Origin of the sequence: Pseudomonas sp. p21, assembly GCF_001642705.1 — a bacterium.
Taxonomy (GTDB): Bacteria; Pseudomonadota; Gammaproteobacteria; order Pseudomonadales; family Pseudomonadaceae; genus Aquipseudomonas.
Map to the genome: position 1 here is coordinate 1 of NZ_LWBV01000006.1, position 17,846 is coordinate 17,846.

13 protein-coding genes are annotated in these 17,846 nt (G+C 64.1%); 11 read left to right on the forward strand and 2 right to left on the reverse strand.

From position 1 onward, the window contains the following. Window positions 1-288 precede the first annotated feature (288 nt). The 3 genes from A4C63_RS17435 to A4C63_RS17445 all read left to right on the forward strand — a co-directional run bounded on the left by A4C63_RS17435 (window position 289) and on the right by A4C63_RS17445 (window position 2,424). Entirely contained in the window at window positions 289-723 is a 435-nt protein-coding gene (locus tag A4C63_RS17435; RefSeq protein WP_063913788.1) for a thioesterase family protein, read from the forward strand. 51 nt (window positions 724-774) lie between these two features. Next, window positions 775-1,746: a tRNA-dihydrouridine synthase gene (locus A4C63_RS17440; RefSeq protein ID WP_063913789.1), complete on the forward strand. Its 972-nt coding sequence runs from the start codon at window positions 775-777 to the stop codon at window positions 1,744-1,746. Between the two features lie 234 nt (window positions 1,747-1,980). Next, on the forward strand, window positions 1,981-2,424 hold the full coding sequence (locus A4C63_RS17445) for an Hsp20 family protein (RefSeq protein WP_063913790.1): 444 nt from the start codon (window positions 1,981-1,983) through the stop codon (window positions 2,422-2,424). 97 nt (window positions 2,425-2,521) lie between these two features. On the opposite strand, the gene A4C63_RS17450 is transcribed toward A4C63_RS17445, so the two are convergent. After that, on the reverse strand, window positions 2,522-5,818 hold the full coding sequence (locus A4C63_RS17450) for a bifunctional diguanylate cyclase/phosphodiesterase (protein WP_063913791.1): 3,297 nt from the start codon (window positions 5,816-5,818) through the stop codon (window positions 2,522-2,524). Window positions 5,819-5,880: 62 nt separating this feature from the next. Next, window positions 5,881-6,759 carry a LysR family transcriptional regulator gene (locus A4C63_RS17455; RefSeq protein WP_063913792.1) on the reverse strand — a complete coding sequence of 293 codons (879 nt, stop codon included), beginning with the start codon at window positions 6,757-6,759 and terminating at the stop codon, window positions 5,881-5,883. A 130-nt stretch (window positions 6,760-6,889) separates the two neighbouring features. On the opposite strand from A4C63_RS17455, the gene leuC reads away from it, so the two are divergent. The 8 genes from leuC (at window position 6,890) to truA (ending at window position 17,801) form a co-directional block, all read left to right on the forward strand. Beyond that, window positions 6,890-8,323: a 3-isopropylmalate dehydratase large subunit gene (leuC, locus tag A4C63_RS17460; protein WP_063913793.1), complete on the forward strand. Its 1,434-nt coding sequence runs from the start codon at window positions 6,890-6,892 to the stop codon at window positions 8,321-8,323. Continuing rightward, window positions 8,320-8,964 carry a 3-isopropylmalate dehydratase small subunit gene (leuD, locus tag A4C63_RS17465; RefSeq protein WP_054901139.1) on the forward strand — a complete coding sequence of 215 codons (645 nt, stop codon included), beginning with the start codon at window positions 8,320-8,322 and terminating at the stop codon, window positions 8,962-8,964. The genes leuC and leuD overlap by 4 nt, the downstream gene beginning before the upstream one ends. An 85-nt stretch (window positions 8,965-9,049) precedes the next feature. After that, on the forward strand, window positions 9,050-9,814 hold the full coding sequence (locus A4C63_RS17470) for a class I SAM-dependent methyltransferase (RefSeq protein WP_063913794.1): 765 nt from the start codon (window positions 9,050-9,052) through the stop codon (window positions 9,812-9,814). Between the two features lie 54 nt (window positions 9,815-9,868). Then, the gene (leuB, locus tag A4C63_RS17475; protein WP_063913795.1) at window positions 9,869-10,951 is read left to right on the forward strand and encodes a 3-isopropylmalate dehydrogenase; all 1,083 of its coding nucleotides are present in this window, start codon (window positions 9,869-9,871) and stop codon (window positions 10,949-10,951) included. A gap of 63 nt (window positions 10,952-11,014) precedes the next feature. After that, the gene (gene asd, locus A4C63_RS17480; protein ID WP_003260268.1) at window positions 11,015-12,127 is read left to right on the forward strand and encodes an aspartate-semialdehyde dehydrogenase; all 1,113 of its coding nucleotides are present in this window, start codon (window positions 11,015-11,017) and stop codon (window positions 12,125-12,127) included. An 843-nt stretch (window positions 12,128-12,970) separates the two neighbouring features. Next, entirely contained in the window at window positions 12,971-13,975 is a 1,005-nt protein-coding gene (locus A4C63_RS17485) for an aspartate-semialdehyde dehydrogenase (protein ID WP_063913796.1), read from the forward strand. 71 nt (window positions 13,976-14,046) lie between these two features. After that, window positions 14,047-16,749, forward strand: a complete 2,703-nt coding sequence (locus tag A4C63_RS17490; protein ID WP_063913797.1) for a FimV/HubP family polar landmark protein — start codon at window positions 14,047-14,049, stop codon at window positions 16,747-16,749. A 194-nt stretch (window positions 16,750-16,943) separates the two neighbouring features. Then, a complete protein-coding gene (truA, locus tag A4C63_RS17495; RefSeq protein ID WP_063913798.1) occupies window positions 16,944-17,801 on the forward strand; it encodes a tRNA pseudouridine(38-40) synthase TruA in 858 nt (285 codons plus the stop codon). The last annotated feature ends 45 nt before the right edge of the window (window positions 17,802-17,846 follow it).

A 17,846-nucleotide genomic window follows, 5' to 3' on the forward strand; every position in this document is an offset into this window, starting at 1 on the left:
TCAAGGTGCCCGCGACCTGATAGCAAGCGAGGGTTGATCTGCTGAAACGCGGGCTTCGCCAGCGACACCTCTACGTGGTATCGCTGGCGAAGCTATGCCTAGCGGGGCAGCCTCAAAAAAATCTTCAAAGACAGTTGCTCCCACAGGTACAGCGCAAGCCTTTGATCCCGCGCAGACCTTGAAGACACAAGCTGGCTTGCTGGCGATGAGGCCGGTAAATCCTCCACAAAGGCTGGACTTTTTTCTGCAGGGCCCTGCTAAATCCAGTTTTCCTCCAAGGAAGCGAACATGAGCTGGGACCTGGCAACACCCTTCGTCATCGACCTGCGCGTCGGCAGCGAGGACATCGACGGCCTTGGCCACGCCAACAATGCGGTCTACGTCACCTGGCTGGAGCGCTGCGCCTGGCGCCACTCCCAGCGCCTGGGCCTGGACCTGGCCGAGTACCGCCGGCTGGACCGGGCCATGGCCGTGGTGCGTCACGAAATCGACTACCTGGCCGCCGCCTACGAGGACGACGAGCTGCAACTGGCCACCTGGATCATCGACTGGGACCAGCGTTTGCGCATGACCCGGCGCTTCCAGCTCAAGCGCCCGCGTGACGGTGCGACCTTGCTGCGCGCCCAGACCACTTTTGCCTGCATCGAGCTGTCCAGCGGCAAGCCCAAACGTATGCCGGCGGAATTCCTCGACGGTTATGGCCCGGCGCTGATCGGCGCCTGAAACACCGGCAATTTTTGTTAGACTGCCGGCTTTTTCCGCCGAGACCCCGACATGCAAATTGCCCTGGCCCCCATGGAGGGGCTGGTCGACAACATCCTGCGCGACGTGCTGACCCGCGTGGGCGGTATCGACTGGTGCGTCACCGAGTTCATTCGCGTGTGCGACCGCCTGCTGCCGCCGTCCTCGTTCGACAAGCTGGCCCCCGAGTTGCGCAATGGCGCGCGGACCGCCGCCGGGGTGCCCATGCGTGTGCAGCTGTTGGGCTCGGACCCTGTGTGCCTGGCGGAAAACGCTGCGCTGGCCTGCGAGTTGGGGGCGCCGGTGATCGATCTGAACTTTGGTTGCCCGGCCAAGACTGTGAACAAGTCGCGTGGTGGCGCGGTGCTGCTCAAGGAGCCGGAGCTGCTGCACGCCATTGTGCGCGAAGTGCGCCGTGCCGTACCGGCGGATATCCCGGTCACCTCGAAAATGCGCCTGGGCTTCGACAGCCCTGATGGCGCTCTGGAGTGTGCCACGGCGCTGGCCGAAGGTGGCTCGGCGCACCTGGTGGTGCATGCGCGGACCAAGGTCGAGGGCTACAAACCGCCGGCCCATTGGGAGTGGGTGGCGCGCGTGCAGGATGTGGTCAAGGTGCCGGTGTTCGCCAATGGCGAGATCTGGACCGTGGACGACTGGCGGCGCTGTCGTGAGGTCAGCGGTGCCGAAGACATCATGCTGGGCCGTGGGCTGGTTTCGCGCCCCGACCTGGGGCTGCAGATTGCCGCAGCGCGTGACGGGCGGGAGTACCAGCCGATGAGCTGGGACGACCTGCTGCCGTTGCTGCGCGAGTTCTGGCGCCAGGCTCAGGCCAAGCTTTCGCCGCGTTATGCGCCGGGGCGGATGAAGCAGTGGCTGGCGATGCTGACCCGCAGTTATCCCGAAGCGGTGGTGCTGTTTGCCGAGTTGCGGCGCGAGGATGACTGCGCGCGGATCAGCCGGTTGCTGGGGGTTGAGGTGGCTTCCTTCGAAGCTTGTGTTGCCTGATCCGGCCCTTTCGCGGGTGAACCCGCTCCCACAGGTTCGGCGCAGGTTTTGGAATGTGTGAGCTCCCTGTGGGAGCGGGTTTGCCCGCGAAGAGGCCAACAAGCCCAATGCAGGAATCCAGATTTTTTCTGCTCGCCCCTTGAAAGCATTTCCCTCGGCCATATCTCTTGAGTGCGCGATGCCGAAGTCGGGTCGCGTAATGACTTACTTGCTGAATCTCAGGAGTTCATGACCATGACTACCGCTTTCTCTCTCGCTCCACTGTTCCGCCATTCCGTTGGTTTCGACCGTTTCAACGACCTGTTCGAGTCCGCGGCACGTAACGAGGCCGGTAGCAGCTACCCGCCCTACAACGTTGAAAAGCATGGCGATGACCACTACCGCATCGTGGTTGCCGCAGCCGGTTTCCAGGAAGACGACCTCGACCTGCAGGTTGAAAAAGGCGTCCTGACCGTAACCGGTGGCAAGCGCGACAATGGTGCCGCTGAAGTGACCTATTTGCATCAGGGGATCGCGCAGCGCGCCTTCAAACTGTCGTTCCGCCTGGCCGACCATATCGAGGTCAAGGCCGCCGGCCTGGCCAATGGCCTGCTCAGCATCGACCTGCTGCGCATCGTGCCTGAAGAAGCCAAGGCCAAGCGCATTCCGATCAACGGCGACAAGCCAGCGCTGAACTGATCGTGCAGATGTGAAAAAGGGCACCCTTCGGGGTGCCCTTTTTTGTGCTCATCGCCTGAGGGTGCCCCTCCCTTGTGGGAGCGCATCCGCATCGGTTTCAGTAATCCGCCGGCGCCTCCAGCAACATTTGCCGGAACTCCGGCAGCGGCAGCGGCCGGCTGTGCAAGTACCCCTGGTAAAGGTGGCACCCCAGCCGCTCCAGGAACTCCAGCTGTTCGGTCAGCTCCACTCCTTCGGCAATCACCGTCAGGTCCAGGCTGCGGGCCATGGCGACGATGGCGCGGACGATTTCGGCGTCGTTGGGGTCCACCGGCGCATCGCGCACGAAGGTCTGGTCGATCTTCAGCGTATCCACCGGCAGGCGCTTGAGGTAGGTAAGCGAGGAGTAGCCGGTGCCGAAGTCATCCATGGCAAAGCTCACCCCGTAGCGCTTCAACTCGCGCATCTTGCTGATGGTGTCTTCCAGGTTCTGGATGACGATGCCTTCGGTAATTTCCAGCTTCAGCATCTGCCGTGGCAGGCGGTAATCGTCCAGGCTGCGCAGCACCCGCCCGACAAAGTCGTTCTGGCGGAACTGCCGTGGACTAATGTTCACGCACAGGCTGAAATCGTCGGCGTCGATCAGCCCGTCGCCGAGCATGCGCGCGCAGGCATCGCAAGCTTCGTCGAGGATCCAGCTGCCAACTTCCAGGATCAGGCCGCTTTCTTCCAGTACCTGAATGAATTGCGCAGGCGGCTGCTGACCCAGTAGCGGGTGATGCCAGCGCAGCAGCACCTCGGCGCCGACGATGCGGTTGTCGCGGGCATCCACCTGTGGCTGGAAGTGCAGCGCCAGTTCGCCACGGGCCAGGGCCAGGCGCAGGTCGTTTTCCATGCGCAGACGCTCGCTGGCGGCCTTCTGCATGGTGGTGTGGAACAACTGAGTGGTGTTGCGCCCGGAATCCTTGGCCCGGTACAGGGCGATATCGGCACGCTTGAGCAGGTCGGCCGGGGTGGCGCCGTGGTCAGGGATCAGCGCCACGCCGATGCTGGGTGTTACCTGCAGGCGCTGGCCGTCCAGCGACATCGGTTCGGCCAGCAGTTCGCGCAGGGTGTCGGCCAGCCCGCGGACTTTCTCTTCGACCAGCTCGCGGCTGCCTTCCAGGCCGCTGAGTAATACCACGAACTCGTCGCCACCCAGGCGCGCCACGGTGTCTTCCAGGCGCACGCTGGCTTCCAGGCGTGCAGTGATGATCTTCAGCACCGTGTCGCCCACCGGGTGGCCCAGCGAGTCGTTGATGTGCTTGAAATGGTCGAGGTCGAGGAACAGCAGGGCGCCGCGCAGGTTGTGGCGCTTGAGCAGGGCGATCTGCTGGCTCAGGCGGTCCATCAGCAGTGCACGGTTGGGCAGGTTGGTCAGCGGGTCGTGGTAGGCCAGGTGGCGAATCTGCGCCTGGGCATTTTTCAACTGGCTGACATCGCGGGCGGTCAGCAGCAGGCAGTCCACCTCGTTGAGGGTGATCGGCTCCACCGAAACCTCTACGGTGAGGATATCGCCACGCTTGTTGCGCCCGAGCATCTCGCGGTGGTGCACCCGGCCACGCTCGCGCAACTCGGCCAGCAGGGCGGCGCGCTGCTTGTCGTCGGCCCAGATGCCGATCTCGTACACCGTGTGGCCGACCACTTCGGTGGCGTCGTAGCCGGTCAGGCGGCAGAAGCCGTCGTTGATTTCCAGGTAACGACCGCTGTGGCGTTCGGTGATGGTGATGGCGTCGGGGCTGGAGTGGAAGGCCTTGGCAAACTTCTCCTCGCTGGACTTGAGTGCCGCCTCGGCGCGCTGCTGCTGGGTGATGTCGCGCAGGGTGGTGACGCTGCAGGGCTGGTCGTCGACGGTGATGAGGCGGCTGGAAATCACACAGGTCAGCGGTGCGCCATTGCGGTGGTTGACCACCACGGCGACGTTGCTCAGGGCCTGCTCGCGAATTACCCGCTCGATGCGTTGTGCGCGCTCTATGGACTCCGCCCACAGGCCGATTTCCTCGGCGGTGCGGCCGATCACCTGGTCGGTGCCCCAGCCGAAGGTCTGGGTGAACGCCGGGTTGATCTCGATGAACTGGCCGGTGTCCTGGCGGGTGACGCAGATCGGGTCGGGGCTGACCTGGAACAGGCTGGCGAACTTCTCTTCCGAGGCGCTCAGGCGCTGTTCTCGCTCAACCTGGTCAGTGATGTCGAGCAAGGTGCCGGCCATGCGCAGCGGGTTGCCCTGCTCGTCGCGGTACAGTCGGGCGCGGCTCTCGATGTAGCGCGAGATGCCGTTTTCCAGTTGCACCCGGTAGGTGATCTGGTAGTTGCCGGCAGGCCCTTCGCGCAGGCTGCGGTAGGCCTGGCGCATCGAGTTGCGCTCTTGCTCCGGTACCCCTTCGAAAAATGCGTCGAACGACTCGTGAAAGGGTATGGGCGGCAGGCCGTGCAACTGCGCGGCGCGGGCCGAGCCGTAAAGCATGCCGCTGGGGATATGCCAGTCCCAGGTGCCCAGTTGTGCCGAGTCCAGGGCCAGGTCCAGGCGCTCCTGGCTGTCCTTCAGGGCCTGCTCGGCGCGCTTGCGATCGGTGGTGTCGATAAAGGTGCTGAGGAGGAAGGTCACACCCTCCAGCTCGATGCCCTGGGTGCAGAGAATGCCGTCGTGCACCTTGCCACTGACGGCGCGGAACTGTACTTCCAGGATCAACGGGCCACTATTGGCCCGGGTCGACTCCAGCAACTGGTGGCGCTGTTCGGGGTTGACCCACAGGCCCAGCTCCAGGCTGGTCTTGCCGATCACCTGGCTGCCGGGCCAGCCGAACATGTCTTCGAAGTGCTGGTTGACCTCGAAGATCATGCCGTCGTGGCGGCGGGTGAGCAAAATGGCATTAGGGCTGAGGTGGAACAGGGTGGCGAAGCGTTTTTCCGAATTGATCAGCGCCGTTTCACGTTCGCGCTGACGGGTGATTTCGCGGATCACCCCGATCATCTGTGGCCGACCATTTGGGTCGTGGGTCAGGCTGCCATTGATTTCCAGCCAGTGCAGGCTACCGTCCGGCCAGCGGATGCGATGGCGCATGGCCTGTTCCACCGGTTCGCCGTTGAACACCGCCTGGAACACCTGGCGTGTGCGCGCGCGGTCTTCCTCGGGCAACAGGTCGAGGTAGTCGACATCGGCGGGTAGCGGGCGCTGCGGGTCGAAGCCGAACAGGGCCTGGGTGCCTCGCGACCAGCTGACCCGGCCGCTGTCGATATCCCATAGCCAGGCTCCCAGCCGCGCGCCGTTGAGCGCGGCCAGCAGTTGCGGGGCGTTCTGCCAGGCCTGTTCCGACTCCTGGGGGTCGGCCGCTGGTATACGCGGCAGGCGCAAAAAGCGGTTAGCTGATTTGGGCATCGGTACCAGACCTTTGGCGTATGACGCGTCCTTGGAGGTGGCAATACCGGGCTGACGACCGGTCAGGCGGGCCCCGCGTGGCTGTCGAGCAGGGCCATGAATGCCCTGGCTGCGTTCGATAGCGTACGCTCCGTGTGCAGAATGTAGCCTAGCTGGCGCGACAGCTGTATGCCCGGCAAGGCGATGGGTGCAACCTGTTCGTCGAGCATGGTGCGCGGCAGCACGCTCCAGGCCAGGCCGATCGACACCATCATCTTGATGGTTTCCAGATAATTGGTACTCATGGCGATGTTCGGCGTCAGGCCCTGGCTTTCGAACAGGCGCTGGACAATATGGTGGGTAAAGGTGTTGCCGCCGGGGAACACGGCCGGGTGACGGGCGACATCGGCCAGGCTGACCGCATGGTTGTTGGCCAGCGGGTGCTCGGGGGCGGCGACGAAGTCCAGCGCGTCGTCCCATACTGGCACGGCCTTGACCAGGTGGTGCGGCTCGGGCGCCAGGGTGATCACGGCAATCTCGGCGCGGCCATGCAGAATCTCGTCGTAGGCCTGTTCCGAATCCATGAACTGGATATCCAGTGCCACGGCCGGGTACTGACGGGTGAAGGTTCGCAGCAGCGGCGGCAGGCGGTGCAGGCCGATGTGGTGGCTGGTGGCCAGGGTCAGGCGACCGCTCACTTCCCCGGTCAGGTTGGTCAGCGCCCGGCGGGTATCATCGAGCACATTGAGAATCTGGTAGGCCCGTGGCAACAAGGCGCGCCCGGCTTCAGTCAGGGTTACCTCACGGCCCAGGCGGTCGAACAGGCGCACATCCAGCTGCTGCTCCAGGCCGGCGATGCGTTTGCTGATGGCCGGCTGGGTCAGGTGCAGCCGCTCGCCGGCGCCAGAGAAGCTGCCGGTTTCGGCGATGGCGATGAAAGCGCTGAGGTTGGCCAGGTCCATTGCTTGAATTCCTGATGGTTATGCAAAGCATGAAAATTATGAATTTGAGTTATTCAATCTATCGCCATAGCATCGTCCGTACAAGCCAAGGGGTCTTTGGCATAGAAAGACGCTGATGAGGAACAGTCTGATGGCTGGCAAAACGCTCTACGACAAACTCTGGGAAGCCCATGAGGTCAAGCGCCGTGATGACGGCTCGTCCTTGATCTACATCGACCGCCACATCATCCACGAAGTGACGTCGCCCCAGGCCTTCGAAGGCCTGCGCCTGGCCAACCGCAAACCCTGGCGCATCGACGCCAACATCGCCACGCCGGACCACAACGTGCCGACCACGCCAGAGCGCAAGGGTGGTATCGAAGCCATCGTCGACCAGGTGTCGCGCCTGCAGGTGCAGACCCTCGACGAGAACTGTGACGAATATGGCATCGTCGAATTCAAGATGAATGACGAGCGTCAGGGTATCGTCCACGTCATCAGCCCGGAGCAGGGTGCCACCTTGCCTGGCATGACCGTGGTCTGCGGTGACTCGCACACCTCCACCCACGGCGCCTTCGGTGCCTTGGCCCACGGCATCGGCACCTCCGAGGTCGAGCATGTGCTCGCTACCCAGTGCCTGGTCGCCAAGAAGATGAAGAACATGCTGGTACGCGTGGAAGGCCAGTTGCCTGCCGGCGTTACCGCCAAGGACATCGTACTGGCCGTGATCGGCAAGATCGGTACCGCCGGTGGTAACGGCCACGCCATGGAATTTGTTGGCAGCGCCATCCGCGAATTGTCGATGGAAGGCCGCATGACCATCTGCAACATGTCCATCGAGGCTGGCGCCCGCGTTGGCCTGGTGGCAGTGGACGACACCACCGTTGCCTACGTCGAAGGCCGCCCGTACGCGCCGAAGGGCGAGCAGTGGAAGCAGGCGGTCGAAGCCTGGAAAGGCCTGGTTTCCGACGCTGACGCGGTGTTCGACACCGTGGTCGAGCTCGACGCTGCGCAAATCAAGCCGCAGGTCAGCTGGGGCACCTCGCCGGAGATGGTCCTCGCCGTCGACCAGCGCGTGCCGGACCCGGCTGCCGAGCCTGACCTGATCAAGCGTGGTTCGATCGAGCGTGCCCTCAAGTACATGGGGCTCGCCGCCAACCAGGCGATCACCGATATCAAGCTCGACCGCGTATTCATCGGCTCGTGCACCAACTCGCGCATCGAAGACCTGCGCGCTGCCGCCGAAATCGCCAAGGGCCGCAAGGTCGCTGCCAACGTCAAGCAGGCGCTGGTGGTACCGGGCTCGGGCCTGGTCAAGGCCCAGGCCGAGCGTGAAGGCCTGGACAAGATCTTCCTCGAAGCCGGTTTCGAATGGCGTGAACCAGGCTGCTCGATGTGCCTGGCGATGAACCCGGACCGCCTGGAGAGCGGCGAGCACTGCGCGTCCACCTCCAACCGCAACTTCGAAGGCCGTCAGGGCGCCGGTGGCCGTACCCACCTGGTCAGCCCGGCCATGGCCGCCGCCGCCGCGGTGACCGGCCACTTCATCGATGTCCGCGAGTTGATCCAAGGGAGCGCAGCATGAAAGCCTTTACCCAGCACACTGGCCTTGTCGCGCCGTTGGACCGTGCCAACGTCGACACCGACCAGATCATCCCCAAGCAGTTTCTGAAGTCGATCAAGCGCACCGGCTTCGGCCCCAATCTGTTCGACGAGTGGCGTTACCTGGACGTGGGCCAGCCTTACCAGGACAACAGCAAGCGCCCGCTGAACAAGGAGTTCGTGCTCAACCACGAGCGCTACCAGGGTGCCAGCGTATTGCTGGCGCGGGAGAACTTCGGTTGCGGCTCCAGCCGTGAGCACGCCCCGTGGGCGCTGGACGAGTACGGCTTCCGCAGCGTCATCGCGCCAAGCTTTGCCGACATCTTCTTCAACAACAGCTTCAAGAACGGCTTGCTGCCGATCATCCTCAGTGACGAGGAAGTCGACGAGCTGTTCAAGCAGGTCGAAGCCAACCCGGGCTACCAGCTGACCATCGACCTGCAGGCGCAGGCGGTGACCCGCCCGGATGGCAAGGTACTGCACTTCGAGATCGATGCGTTCCGCAAGCACTGCCTGCTCAACGGTCTGGACGACATCGGTCTGACCCTGCAGGACAGCGATGCGATCAAGGCCTTTGAAGGCAAGCACCGCGCCGGGCAGCCTTGGCTGTTCCGTGATGCCTGAAGTGTGCAGGTAACAGTACCGGCCTCTTCGCGGGCACGCCCGCGAAAGGGCCGGTACAGGCAGCAAAAAAACAAAGGATCGAGACATGACCAGCACCCAGCACACCGATGTGGTCCAACGCCAGTTCGGCGAACAGGCCAACGCCTACCTCAGCAGCGCCGTGCACGCCCAGGGCAGTGAATTCGCCCTGCTGCAGGCCGCGCTGGCGGGGCAGGGCGATGCCCGCGTGCTCGACCTGGGCTGCGGTGCCGGTCATGTCAGCTTCCATGTCGCCCCGCTGGTCGCCGAAGTGGTCGCCTACGACCTCTCGCAAGCCATGCTCGACGTGGTCGCCAGTGCCGCCGCCGAGCGCGGCCTGGCCAATATCAGCACCGAACGCGGTGCCGCCGAACGCCTGCCGTTCGCCGACGCTTCGTTCGACTTCGTCTTCAGCCGCTACTCGGCCCACCACTGGAGCGACCTGGGCCTGGCCCTGCGCGAGGTGCGCCGGGTGCTCAAGCCGGGTGGCGTGGCAGCGTTCATCGACGTCATGTCGCCGGGCAGCCCGCTGCTCGACACCTACCTGCAAACGGTCGAAGTGCTGCGCGACACCAGCCACGTGCGCGACTACTCCGCCGCCGAATGGCAGCGCCAGGTCAGCGAAGCCGGCCTGCACGTACGCAGCCACACCCGCCAGCCGCTGCGCCTGGAGTTCGGCAGTTGGGTCGAGCGCATGCGTACCCCCGAGCCGATGCGCGTGGCCATCCGCCAATTGCAGCAAGCCATGGGCGAAGAAGTACGGCAGTATTACCAGATCGAGGCCGATGGCTCGTTCAGCACCGATGTGCTGGTGTTGTGGGCCGAGCGTTAAGAACTTTTCGGTGGGGCCCGTTTGGCCGCACCGCGTGAATGGATAGAGGAAAGCATGAGCAAGCAGATTCTGATTCTCCCAGGTGACGGTATCGGTCCGGAAATCATGGCCGAGGCGGTCAAGGTGCTGGAGCTGGCCAACGACAAGTTCCAGCTCGGCTTCAACCTGGAGCACGACGTGATCGGTGGCGCCGCCATCGACAAGCACGGCGTGCCGCTGGCCGACGAGACCCTGGAGCGTGCGCGCAAGGCCGATGCCGTGCTGCTGGGCGCCGTGGGCGGGCCGAAGTGGGACAAGATCGAGCGTGACATCCGCCCGGAGCGCGGCCTGCTGAAAATCCGTTCGCAACTGGGCCTGTTCGCCAACCTGCGCCCGGCCATCCTCTATCCGCAACTGGCCGATGCCTCGTCGCTCAAGCCAGAGATCGTTTCGGGCCTGGACATCCTCATCGTCCGTGAGCTGACCGGCGGTATCTACTTCGGTGCCCCGCGTGGCCAGCGCGAGCTGGAAGGCGGCGAGCGCCAGGCCTACGACACCCTGCCGTACAGCGAAAGCGAAGTGCGCCGCATTGCCCGTGTCGGTTTCGACATGGCCCGCGTGCGTGGCAAGAAGCTGTGCTCGGTGGACAAGGCCAACGTCCTGGCTTCCAGCCAGCTGTGGCGTGAAGTGGTCGAGGACGTGGCCAAGGGCTACCCGGATGTGGAACTGAGCCACATGTACGTCGACAACGCTGCCATGCAGCTGGTGCGTGCGCCAAAGCAGTTCGATGTGATGGTGACCGACAACATGTTCGGTGACATTCTGTCGGATGAAGCTTCCATGCTGACCGGTTCCATCGGCATGCTGCCTTCGGCGTCGCTGGATGCCGACAACAAGGGTATGTACGAGCCGTGCCACGGCTCGGCACCGGACATCGCAGGCCTTGGCATTGCCAACCCGCTGGCGACCATCCTGTCGGTGTCGATGATGCTGCGTTACAGCTTCAATCAGTCGGCTGCCGCCGAGGCAATCGAGAAGGCCGTGAGCGTGGTCCTGGACCAGGGCTTGCGCACCGGCGACATCTTCTCGGAAGGCTGCCGCAAAGTTGGTACGCAGGAAATGGGCGACGCAGTAGTCGCAGCGCTGCGGAATCTGTAATCTCTCTGGCCCGCCACCCAAAATTCCCGGTGGCGGCCCACTTTTAGCAAAGGTGTAGTTGCGATGAAACGTGTAGGTCTGATCGGTTGGCGCGGTATGGTCGGTTCCGTGCTCATGCAGCGGATGCTGGAGGAGCAGGATTTCGACCTTATCGAGCCGGTGTTCTTCACCACCTCCAATGTTGGCGGCCAGGGCCCGAACGTGGGCAAGGATACAGCTCCGCTCAAGGACGCTTATTCGATTGAAGAACTCAAGACCCTCGACGTGATCCTGACCTGCCAGGGCGGCGACTACACCAACGAGGTCTTCCCCAAGCTGCGTGAAGCCGGCTGGCAGGGTTACTGGATCGACGCCGCTTCGTCCCTGCGCATGCAGGATGACGCGGTGATCATCCTCGACCCGGTCAACCGCAAGGTCATCGACCAGCAGCTGGACGCGGGTACCAAGAACTACATCGGCGGCAACTGCACCGTCAGCCTGATGCTGATGGGCCTGGGCGGCCTGTTCGAAGCCGGCCTGGTCGAGTGGATGAGTGCCATGACCTACCAGGCGGCCTCGGGTGCCGGCGCGCAGAACATGCGCGAGCTGATCAAGCAGATGGGGGCTACCCATGCTGCCGTTGCCGATGACTTGGCCAACCCGGCCAGCGCCATCCTCGACATCGATCGCAAGGTTGCCGAGACCATGCGCAGCGAAGCGTTCCCGACCGAGAACTTCGGCGTACCGCTGGCTGGCAGCCTGATCCCGTGGATCGACAAGGAACTGCCGAACGGCCAGAGCCGTGAAGAGTGGAAGGCCCAGGCCGAGACCAACAAGATCCTCGGCCGCTTCAAGAGCCCGATCCCGGTCGACGGCATCTGCGTGCGCATTGGCGCCATGCGTTGCCACAGCCAGGCGCTGACCATCAAGCTGAACAAGGACGTGCCGCTGGCCGACATCGAAGGCATGATCAGCCAGCACAACCCTTGGGTGAAACTGGTGCCGAACCAGCGTGAAATCAGCATGCAGGAGCTGAGCCCGACCAAGGTTACCGGTACCCTGAACATCCCGGTTGGCCGCCTGCGCAAGCTGAACATGGGTTCGCAGTACCTGGGTGCGTTCACCGTTGGTGACCAGCTGCTGTGGGGCGCGGCCGAACCGCTGCGCCGCATGCTGCGGATTCTGCTGGAGCGTTGATCGTTCCGGTTTGACCGAAAACCCGCGCTGGTGACAGCGCGGGTTTTTTATTTCCGATCCATCCCGGCCGGCCCGGCTCTTCTCTGCTTTTGCTTTTGCTTTTGCTTTTGCTTTTGCTTCTAGGCGCGCGATAGTTCAGGCGCCGCCGATTGCGACTTGCGGAGGGAGGTGACGGGCATGGATGCCCGTCAAGCGCTGAGGCCCCATGGATGGGGCCTGCAGCGCGTACTCCCGGGAGCAGGCCCGTAGCGAGGGGACCCCGGAGCGAAGCGCAGGGGCCGGATGATGGGAGCCGACGGTTTTTGGTTCCTTTTTGCCACGACAAAAAGGGACCCGCCGTAAGGGCGGAAAGGTGACTTGGCGCCACCATCGCGAATGAATGCCTACTCGATGGGAATGCCCGCATCCAAAAAGCCAAAAAGCTTAAGCGGCGGTTTTGATATGGCGAACAGTCCGTTTGCGATGGCGACGCTGACTCACCTTTTCGCCCTTACGGCGAGTCACTTTTTGCCAAACGCGGCAAAAAGTAACCAAAAAACGCTGCGCTCCCATCATCCGGCCCCTCCGCTGCGCTCCGGGGTTCCCTCGCGCCGGTCTTGCTCCCGGGAAGTACGCGCTGCAGGCCCCATCCATGGGGCCTCAGCGCTTGACGGGCATCCATGCCCGTCACCTCCAGACCTCTGCTCGGCCTCCTGAAGTCGCGAAGATCAAGATCAAGATCAAGATCAAGATCAAGATCAAGATCAAGAGCAGCGCAGCTCTAGGTTTGGGCCAGCACAGACAAAACTCTACAATCCGAGTAAAGTGCCGCCCCCCGCCGTTTTCAGCAAAAGGATCCCTTCCATGACACACCCTTTGGATATCGCCGTCGTCGGCGCCACCGGCAGCGTCGGTGAAGCCTTGGTGCAGATCCTCGAAGAGCTGGATTTCCCGGTCGCCACTCTGCACCTGCTGGCCAGCATGGAATCGGCGGGCAGCAGCGTGATGTTCGCCGGCAAGAAGCTGAAAGTGCGCGAAGTGGACAGCTTCGACTTCGGCCAGGTCAAGCTGGCCTTCTTCGCCGCAGGCGCCGCCGTCAGCCGCAGCTTTGCCAGCAAGGCGCTGCAGGCGGGCTGCACGGTCATCGACCTGTCCGCTGGCCTGGACGACGCCCTGGCCCTGGTGCCCGAAGCCAACGCCGAACGCCTGGCCGGCTTGCCATTGCCCGCGCGTATCGTCAGCCCATGCTCGGCCGCCGTTGCCCTGGCCGTTGCGCTGGCACCGCTCAAGGGCCTGTTGGATATCGAGCGGGTGCAGGTGATGGCCGCGCTGGCGGTGTCCGCGCAAGGCCGTGAAGCGGTCAACGAACTGGCCCGGCAAACCGCCGAGCTGCTCAATGCCCGGCCGCTGGAGCCGCGCTTCTTCGACCGCCAGGTGGCGTTCAACCTGTTGGCCCAGGTCGGCGCCGCCGATGGGCATGGCCACACGACGCTGGAGCGCCGCCTGGTCGGCGAGCTGCGTGTGCTGCTGGGTCTGCCTGAACTGAAGATTTCCGTTAGCTGCGTTCAAGTCCCGGTGTTTTTCGGCGATAGCTTCAGTGTGGCGGTGCAGAGCCGTCGCCCGGTAGACCTGGATGCAATCAACCAGGCCCTCGAGGCGGCCGACAGCGTCGAGCTGGTGGAGCGCGATGATTATCCGACCCCGGTTGGCGACGCAGTGGGCCAAGACGTGGTCTATGTTGGTCGTGTACGGCACGGTGTTGATGAAGACCAGCAGCTCAACCTCTGGCTGACCACCGACAACGTACGAAAAGGCGCCGCGCTCAATGCCGTGCAAGTGGCGCAATTGTTGATTAAACACATGCCGTAAAAGATACTGGCGAGCACTTTTGTCCTGCTCCGCATGCAGGTTTCAGGACGCTTCATACAAGGGAAGAGGTCATGCTTCGAATTCGCAAACTGGTTCTGGCCATGGCTGCAGCATCGGCGCTGTCGTCGGGCATGGCGAATGCCCTGGGCCTGGGGGAGCTGACCCTCAAGTCGGCACAGAATCAGCCGCTGGACGCCGAGATCGAGCTGCTCGACGTGCGCGACCTCACCGCCGCCGAAGTGGCGCCGAGCCTGGCGCCGCCGGAAGAGTTCAGCAAGGCCGGGGTGGCGCTGCCGACTTACCTCGAAGACCTCACCTTCACGCCGGTGATCAACCCCAACGGCAAGAGTGTGCTGCGGGTTACCTCCAGCCAGCCGCTGCCGGGGCCGGTGGTAAAGTTCCTGGTCCAGGTGATGTGGCCGCAGGGCCGCCTGCTGCGTGACTACAGTGTGCTGCTCGACCAGGCCAAGGCCCAGGGCGACAAGCCGGCGGCGGGCAACGTCGCGCCGGCGGTGACCGGTGCCGGCAGCTATACCACCCAGCGCCGCGACACCTTGTGGCAGATTGCCGCGCGCAACACCCAGGGGGGCTCGATCCAGCAGACCATGATCGCGATCCAGGCGCTGAACCCGGACGCCTTCATCGGCAACAATATCAACCAGCTGAAGGTTGGCCAGGTGCTGCGCCTGCCCGACCAGCAGCAGATCCAGAATATCCCGCAGGGCGAGGCGACCGCTGAGGTGGCCGAGCAGTATGCCGCCTGGCGTGAAGGCCGCCGCCTGGGCCCGCGGGCCCGTCAGCTGGACGCCACCCGTCGCGGTGCCGCCGAGGCAGCGCCAGCGCGTATCGCCCAGGGCGACAACCTGCGCCTGGTCAGCCCGGGCAACCAGGCCGGTGCCGACCAGGCCAAGGCCCTCAACGACAAACTGGCGGTGGCCCAGGAAAGCCTGGACACCAGCCGTCGCGACAACGAAGAACTCAAGAGCCGCATGGCCGATCTGCAGAGTCAGTTGGATAAGCTTCAGCGTCTGATCGAGCTGAAGAACAACCAGCTGGCCCGCCTTGAAGCCCAGGGTGCGGCCGCCCCGGGCCAGCCGGTGGTCAAGCCTGCGCCCGCTGCACCCAAGCCGGTACCGGCCGCCGAGGCCGCACCTGCCGGCAGCGTGGTCGACGAAGTCATGGGCAACCCGCTGCTGCTTGGGCTGATCGCCGGTAGCGCCTTCCTCGTGCTGCTGCTTCTGCTGTTGCTGCTGGCGCGCAAGCGCAAGGCTCAGCAGGAGGCTGAAAAGCACCTGCGCATGGCGCGGGCGCTGGAAGAAGAGCAGGGCGCAGGCTTCGACAGCGATAGCGCAAGCCTCGATGGCGTTGAGGTCTCGGCACCGAGCGTGACCCTGTCGCCGGCCGTGGTCGCCGCTTCGGCTGCCGCCGCAGCCGCCGCGGAAAAACCGGCGGCACCCGCCGTCGAAGCGCAGCCTGAACCGCAAGCCGACCCGTACGCCGCGGTGCTGGCGGAGGTCGAGCAATGCCTGGTCGGAGGTCGCCTGAACCGCGCTACCGACCTGCTGGAGCCTGCCGTGGCCGCCGCGCCACAGCGTGACGACCTGCGCCTGAAACTGATGGACGTGTACGCCCGCCAGGGTGACCAGAGCGCGTTCGTCGAGCAGGAGCGCAAGTTGCCTGCCAGCGAGCAGAACAGCGCAGCGGTTGCCGGGCTGAAAGAGCGCTACCCGGCCATGCTCGGCCTGGCCGCTGTCGGCCTGGGTGCGGCAGCCCTGGCTGCCGAGATGGATGAACAGTACGTGCAGGAGCTGCTGCAGGATCAGCCTGAAACGCCAGCGGTTGCTGATGTGGCGCCCGAGGAAGTGTCGGCGTTCGAGCCAGAGGTGGCGGTTGAACCAGAGGCCGTCGCGCAAGCGGAACCTGCGGCAGTGCTCGAGCCCGAAGTTGGGCTGGATGCTGAGCTGGATGCCTTCGACGAAGTGCCGACCCTCGATGCGCCGGGCCTGGACGAGCAGGGCCTGGATAGTGCCTTCGACCTGAGCCTGGGTGAAGACCTGCCTGACGAAGACCCGCTGGCAGCGCCGCTGCTGGACGAGCCGTTGACGCAGCAACCTGTACTCGACGAGCCGGTGCCGGATGAGCCCGTGCTCGAAGCGGCTCAGCCGGAAGAGGAGCCGTTTGCCGTGGATGCCGAGCTACAGGCCGATGCCGACGCCGATTTCGAGGCCATGCTGGCCCAGGCCGAGCCACAGCCCGCTGTGGATCTGTCCGATTTTGACCTCGATATCAGCGAACCGGTTGCCCCGGCCGCCCCGGCTGCGGTCAACGAAACCCCGGTGGATGTCGCTGCCGAGCTGGCTGCCTTCGACAGCGAGCCAGCGTTCGACCCGCTTTCCGAGTTCGACCTGCCATCCGACTTCGACCTGTCGTTGTCGCTGGAAGACGATTCGCCGGCGGCCAAGAACTTTGCCTCGGAGCTGAACGACGTCAACGCCGAACTGGACAAGCTGTCGCAGAGCCTCGAATCGCCGTCGCTGGAGCCACACTTCACCAGCGAAGACGCGGCTGCCCAGCCCGAGCCCGAACCACTGGACGACCTGGACTTCGACTTCTTCTCCGGCAGCGACGAAGTGGCCACCAAGCTTGATCTGGCACGCGCCTATATCGACATGGGCGACAACCAGGGTGCGCGCGACATCCTCGATGAAGTGGTCAAGGATGGCGACGACAGCCAGCGCCAGGAAGCCGAGGACATGCTCTCCCGGTTGGTCTGAGGTCGCCGGCACTGGCCTCTTCGCGGGCGCGCCCGCTCCCACAGGTTTCCCACAAATTCGGACCTTGTGAGTAACCTGTGGGAGCGGGCATGCCCGCGAAGAGGCCCTCAAGCGCAACACACATTCAACGGCAGCCCTACACGGCTGCCGTTGTCGTTATAATCCCCGCCATTCCGTACACCCCCACAGGTTTCATGCTCTTGGACATCATCGACACCGCCGCCGAGTCCGCGGCCGAAGGCTACTCCCGCATCGCCCTGGGCGTGGAATACAAAGGCGCGCGCTACCGTGGCTGGCAGCGCCAGGCCAGTGGCGTGCCCAGTGTCCAGCAGGCCCTGGAGCAGGCGCTGTCCAAGGTGGCCAACGAGCCGATCTCGGTAATCTGCGCCGGACGCACCGACGCCGGCGTGCATGGCTGCGGGCAGATCGTGCACTTCGACACCCGTGCCGTGCGCGACGAACGCGCTTGGACCATGGGCACCAACTTCAACCTGCCCCACGACATCAGCGTGGTCTGGTCGCGGCCGATGCCGGCCGACTTCCATGCCCGTTTCAAGGCCTGCGCCCGGCGTTACCGCTACGTCATCTACAACGACCCGATCCGCCCGGCGCACCTGGCCGAGGAAGTCACCTGGAACCACCGACCGCTGGATGTCGAGCGCATGGCCGAAGCCGCGCAGTTTCTGCTCGGTACCCATGACTTCAGTGCCTTCCGCGCCAGCCAGTGCCAGGCCAAATCGCCGATCAAGCACATCTACCACCTGCGCGTCACCCGCCATGGCCAGATGATCGTGCTGGACGTGCGCGCCACGGCCTTCCTGCACCACATGGTGCGTAACATTGCCGGTGTACTGATGACCATTGGTGCCGGCGAGCGCCCGGTCACCTGGGCGCGTGAGGTGCTGGAGGGGCGCAACCGCCGCGAAGGCGGGGTCACGGCGCACCCGTACGGCCTCTACCTGGTGCAGGTGGAGTACCCTGAGGAGTACGCGCTACCCAAGCGTTACATCGGCCCACACTTTTTGACCGGCTACGAGGCATTGGCAGACTGACGGGCGAAAAGTCATTTGCTAACATCCGGCCTTTCACCGTAACAA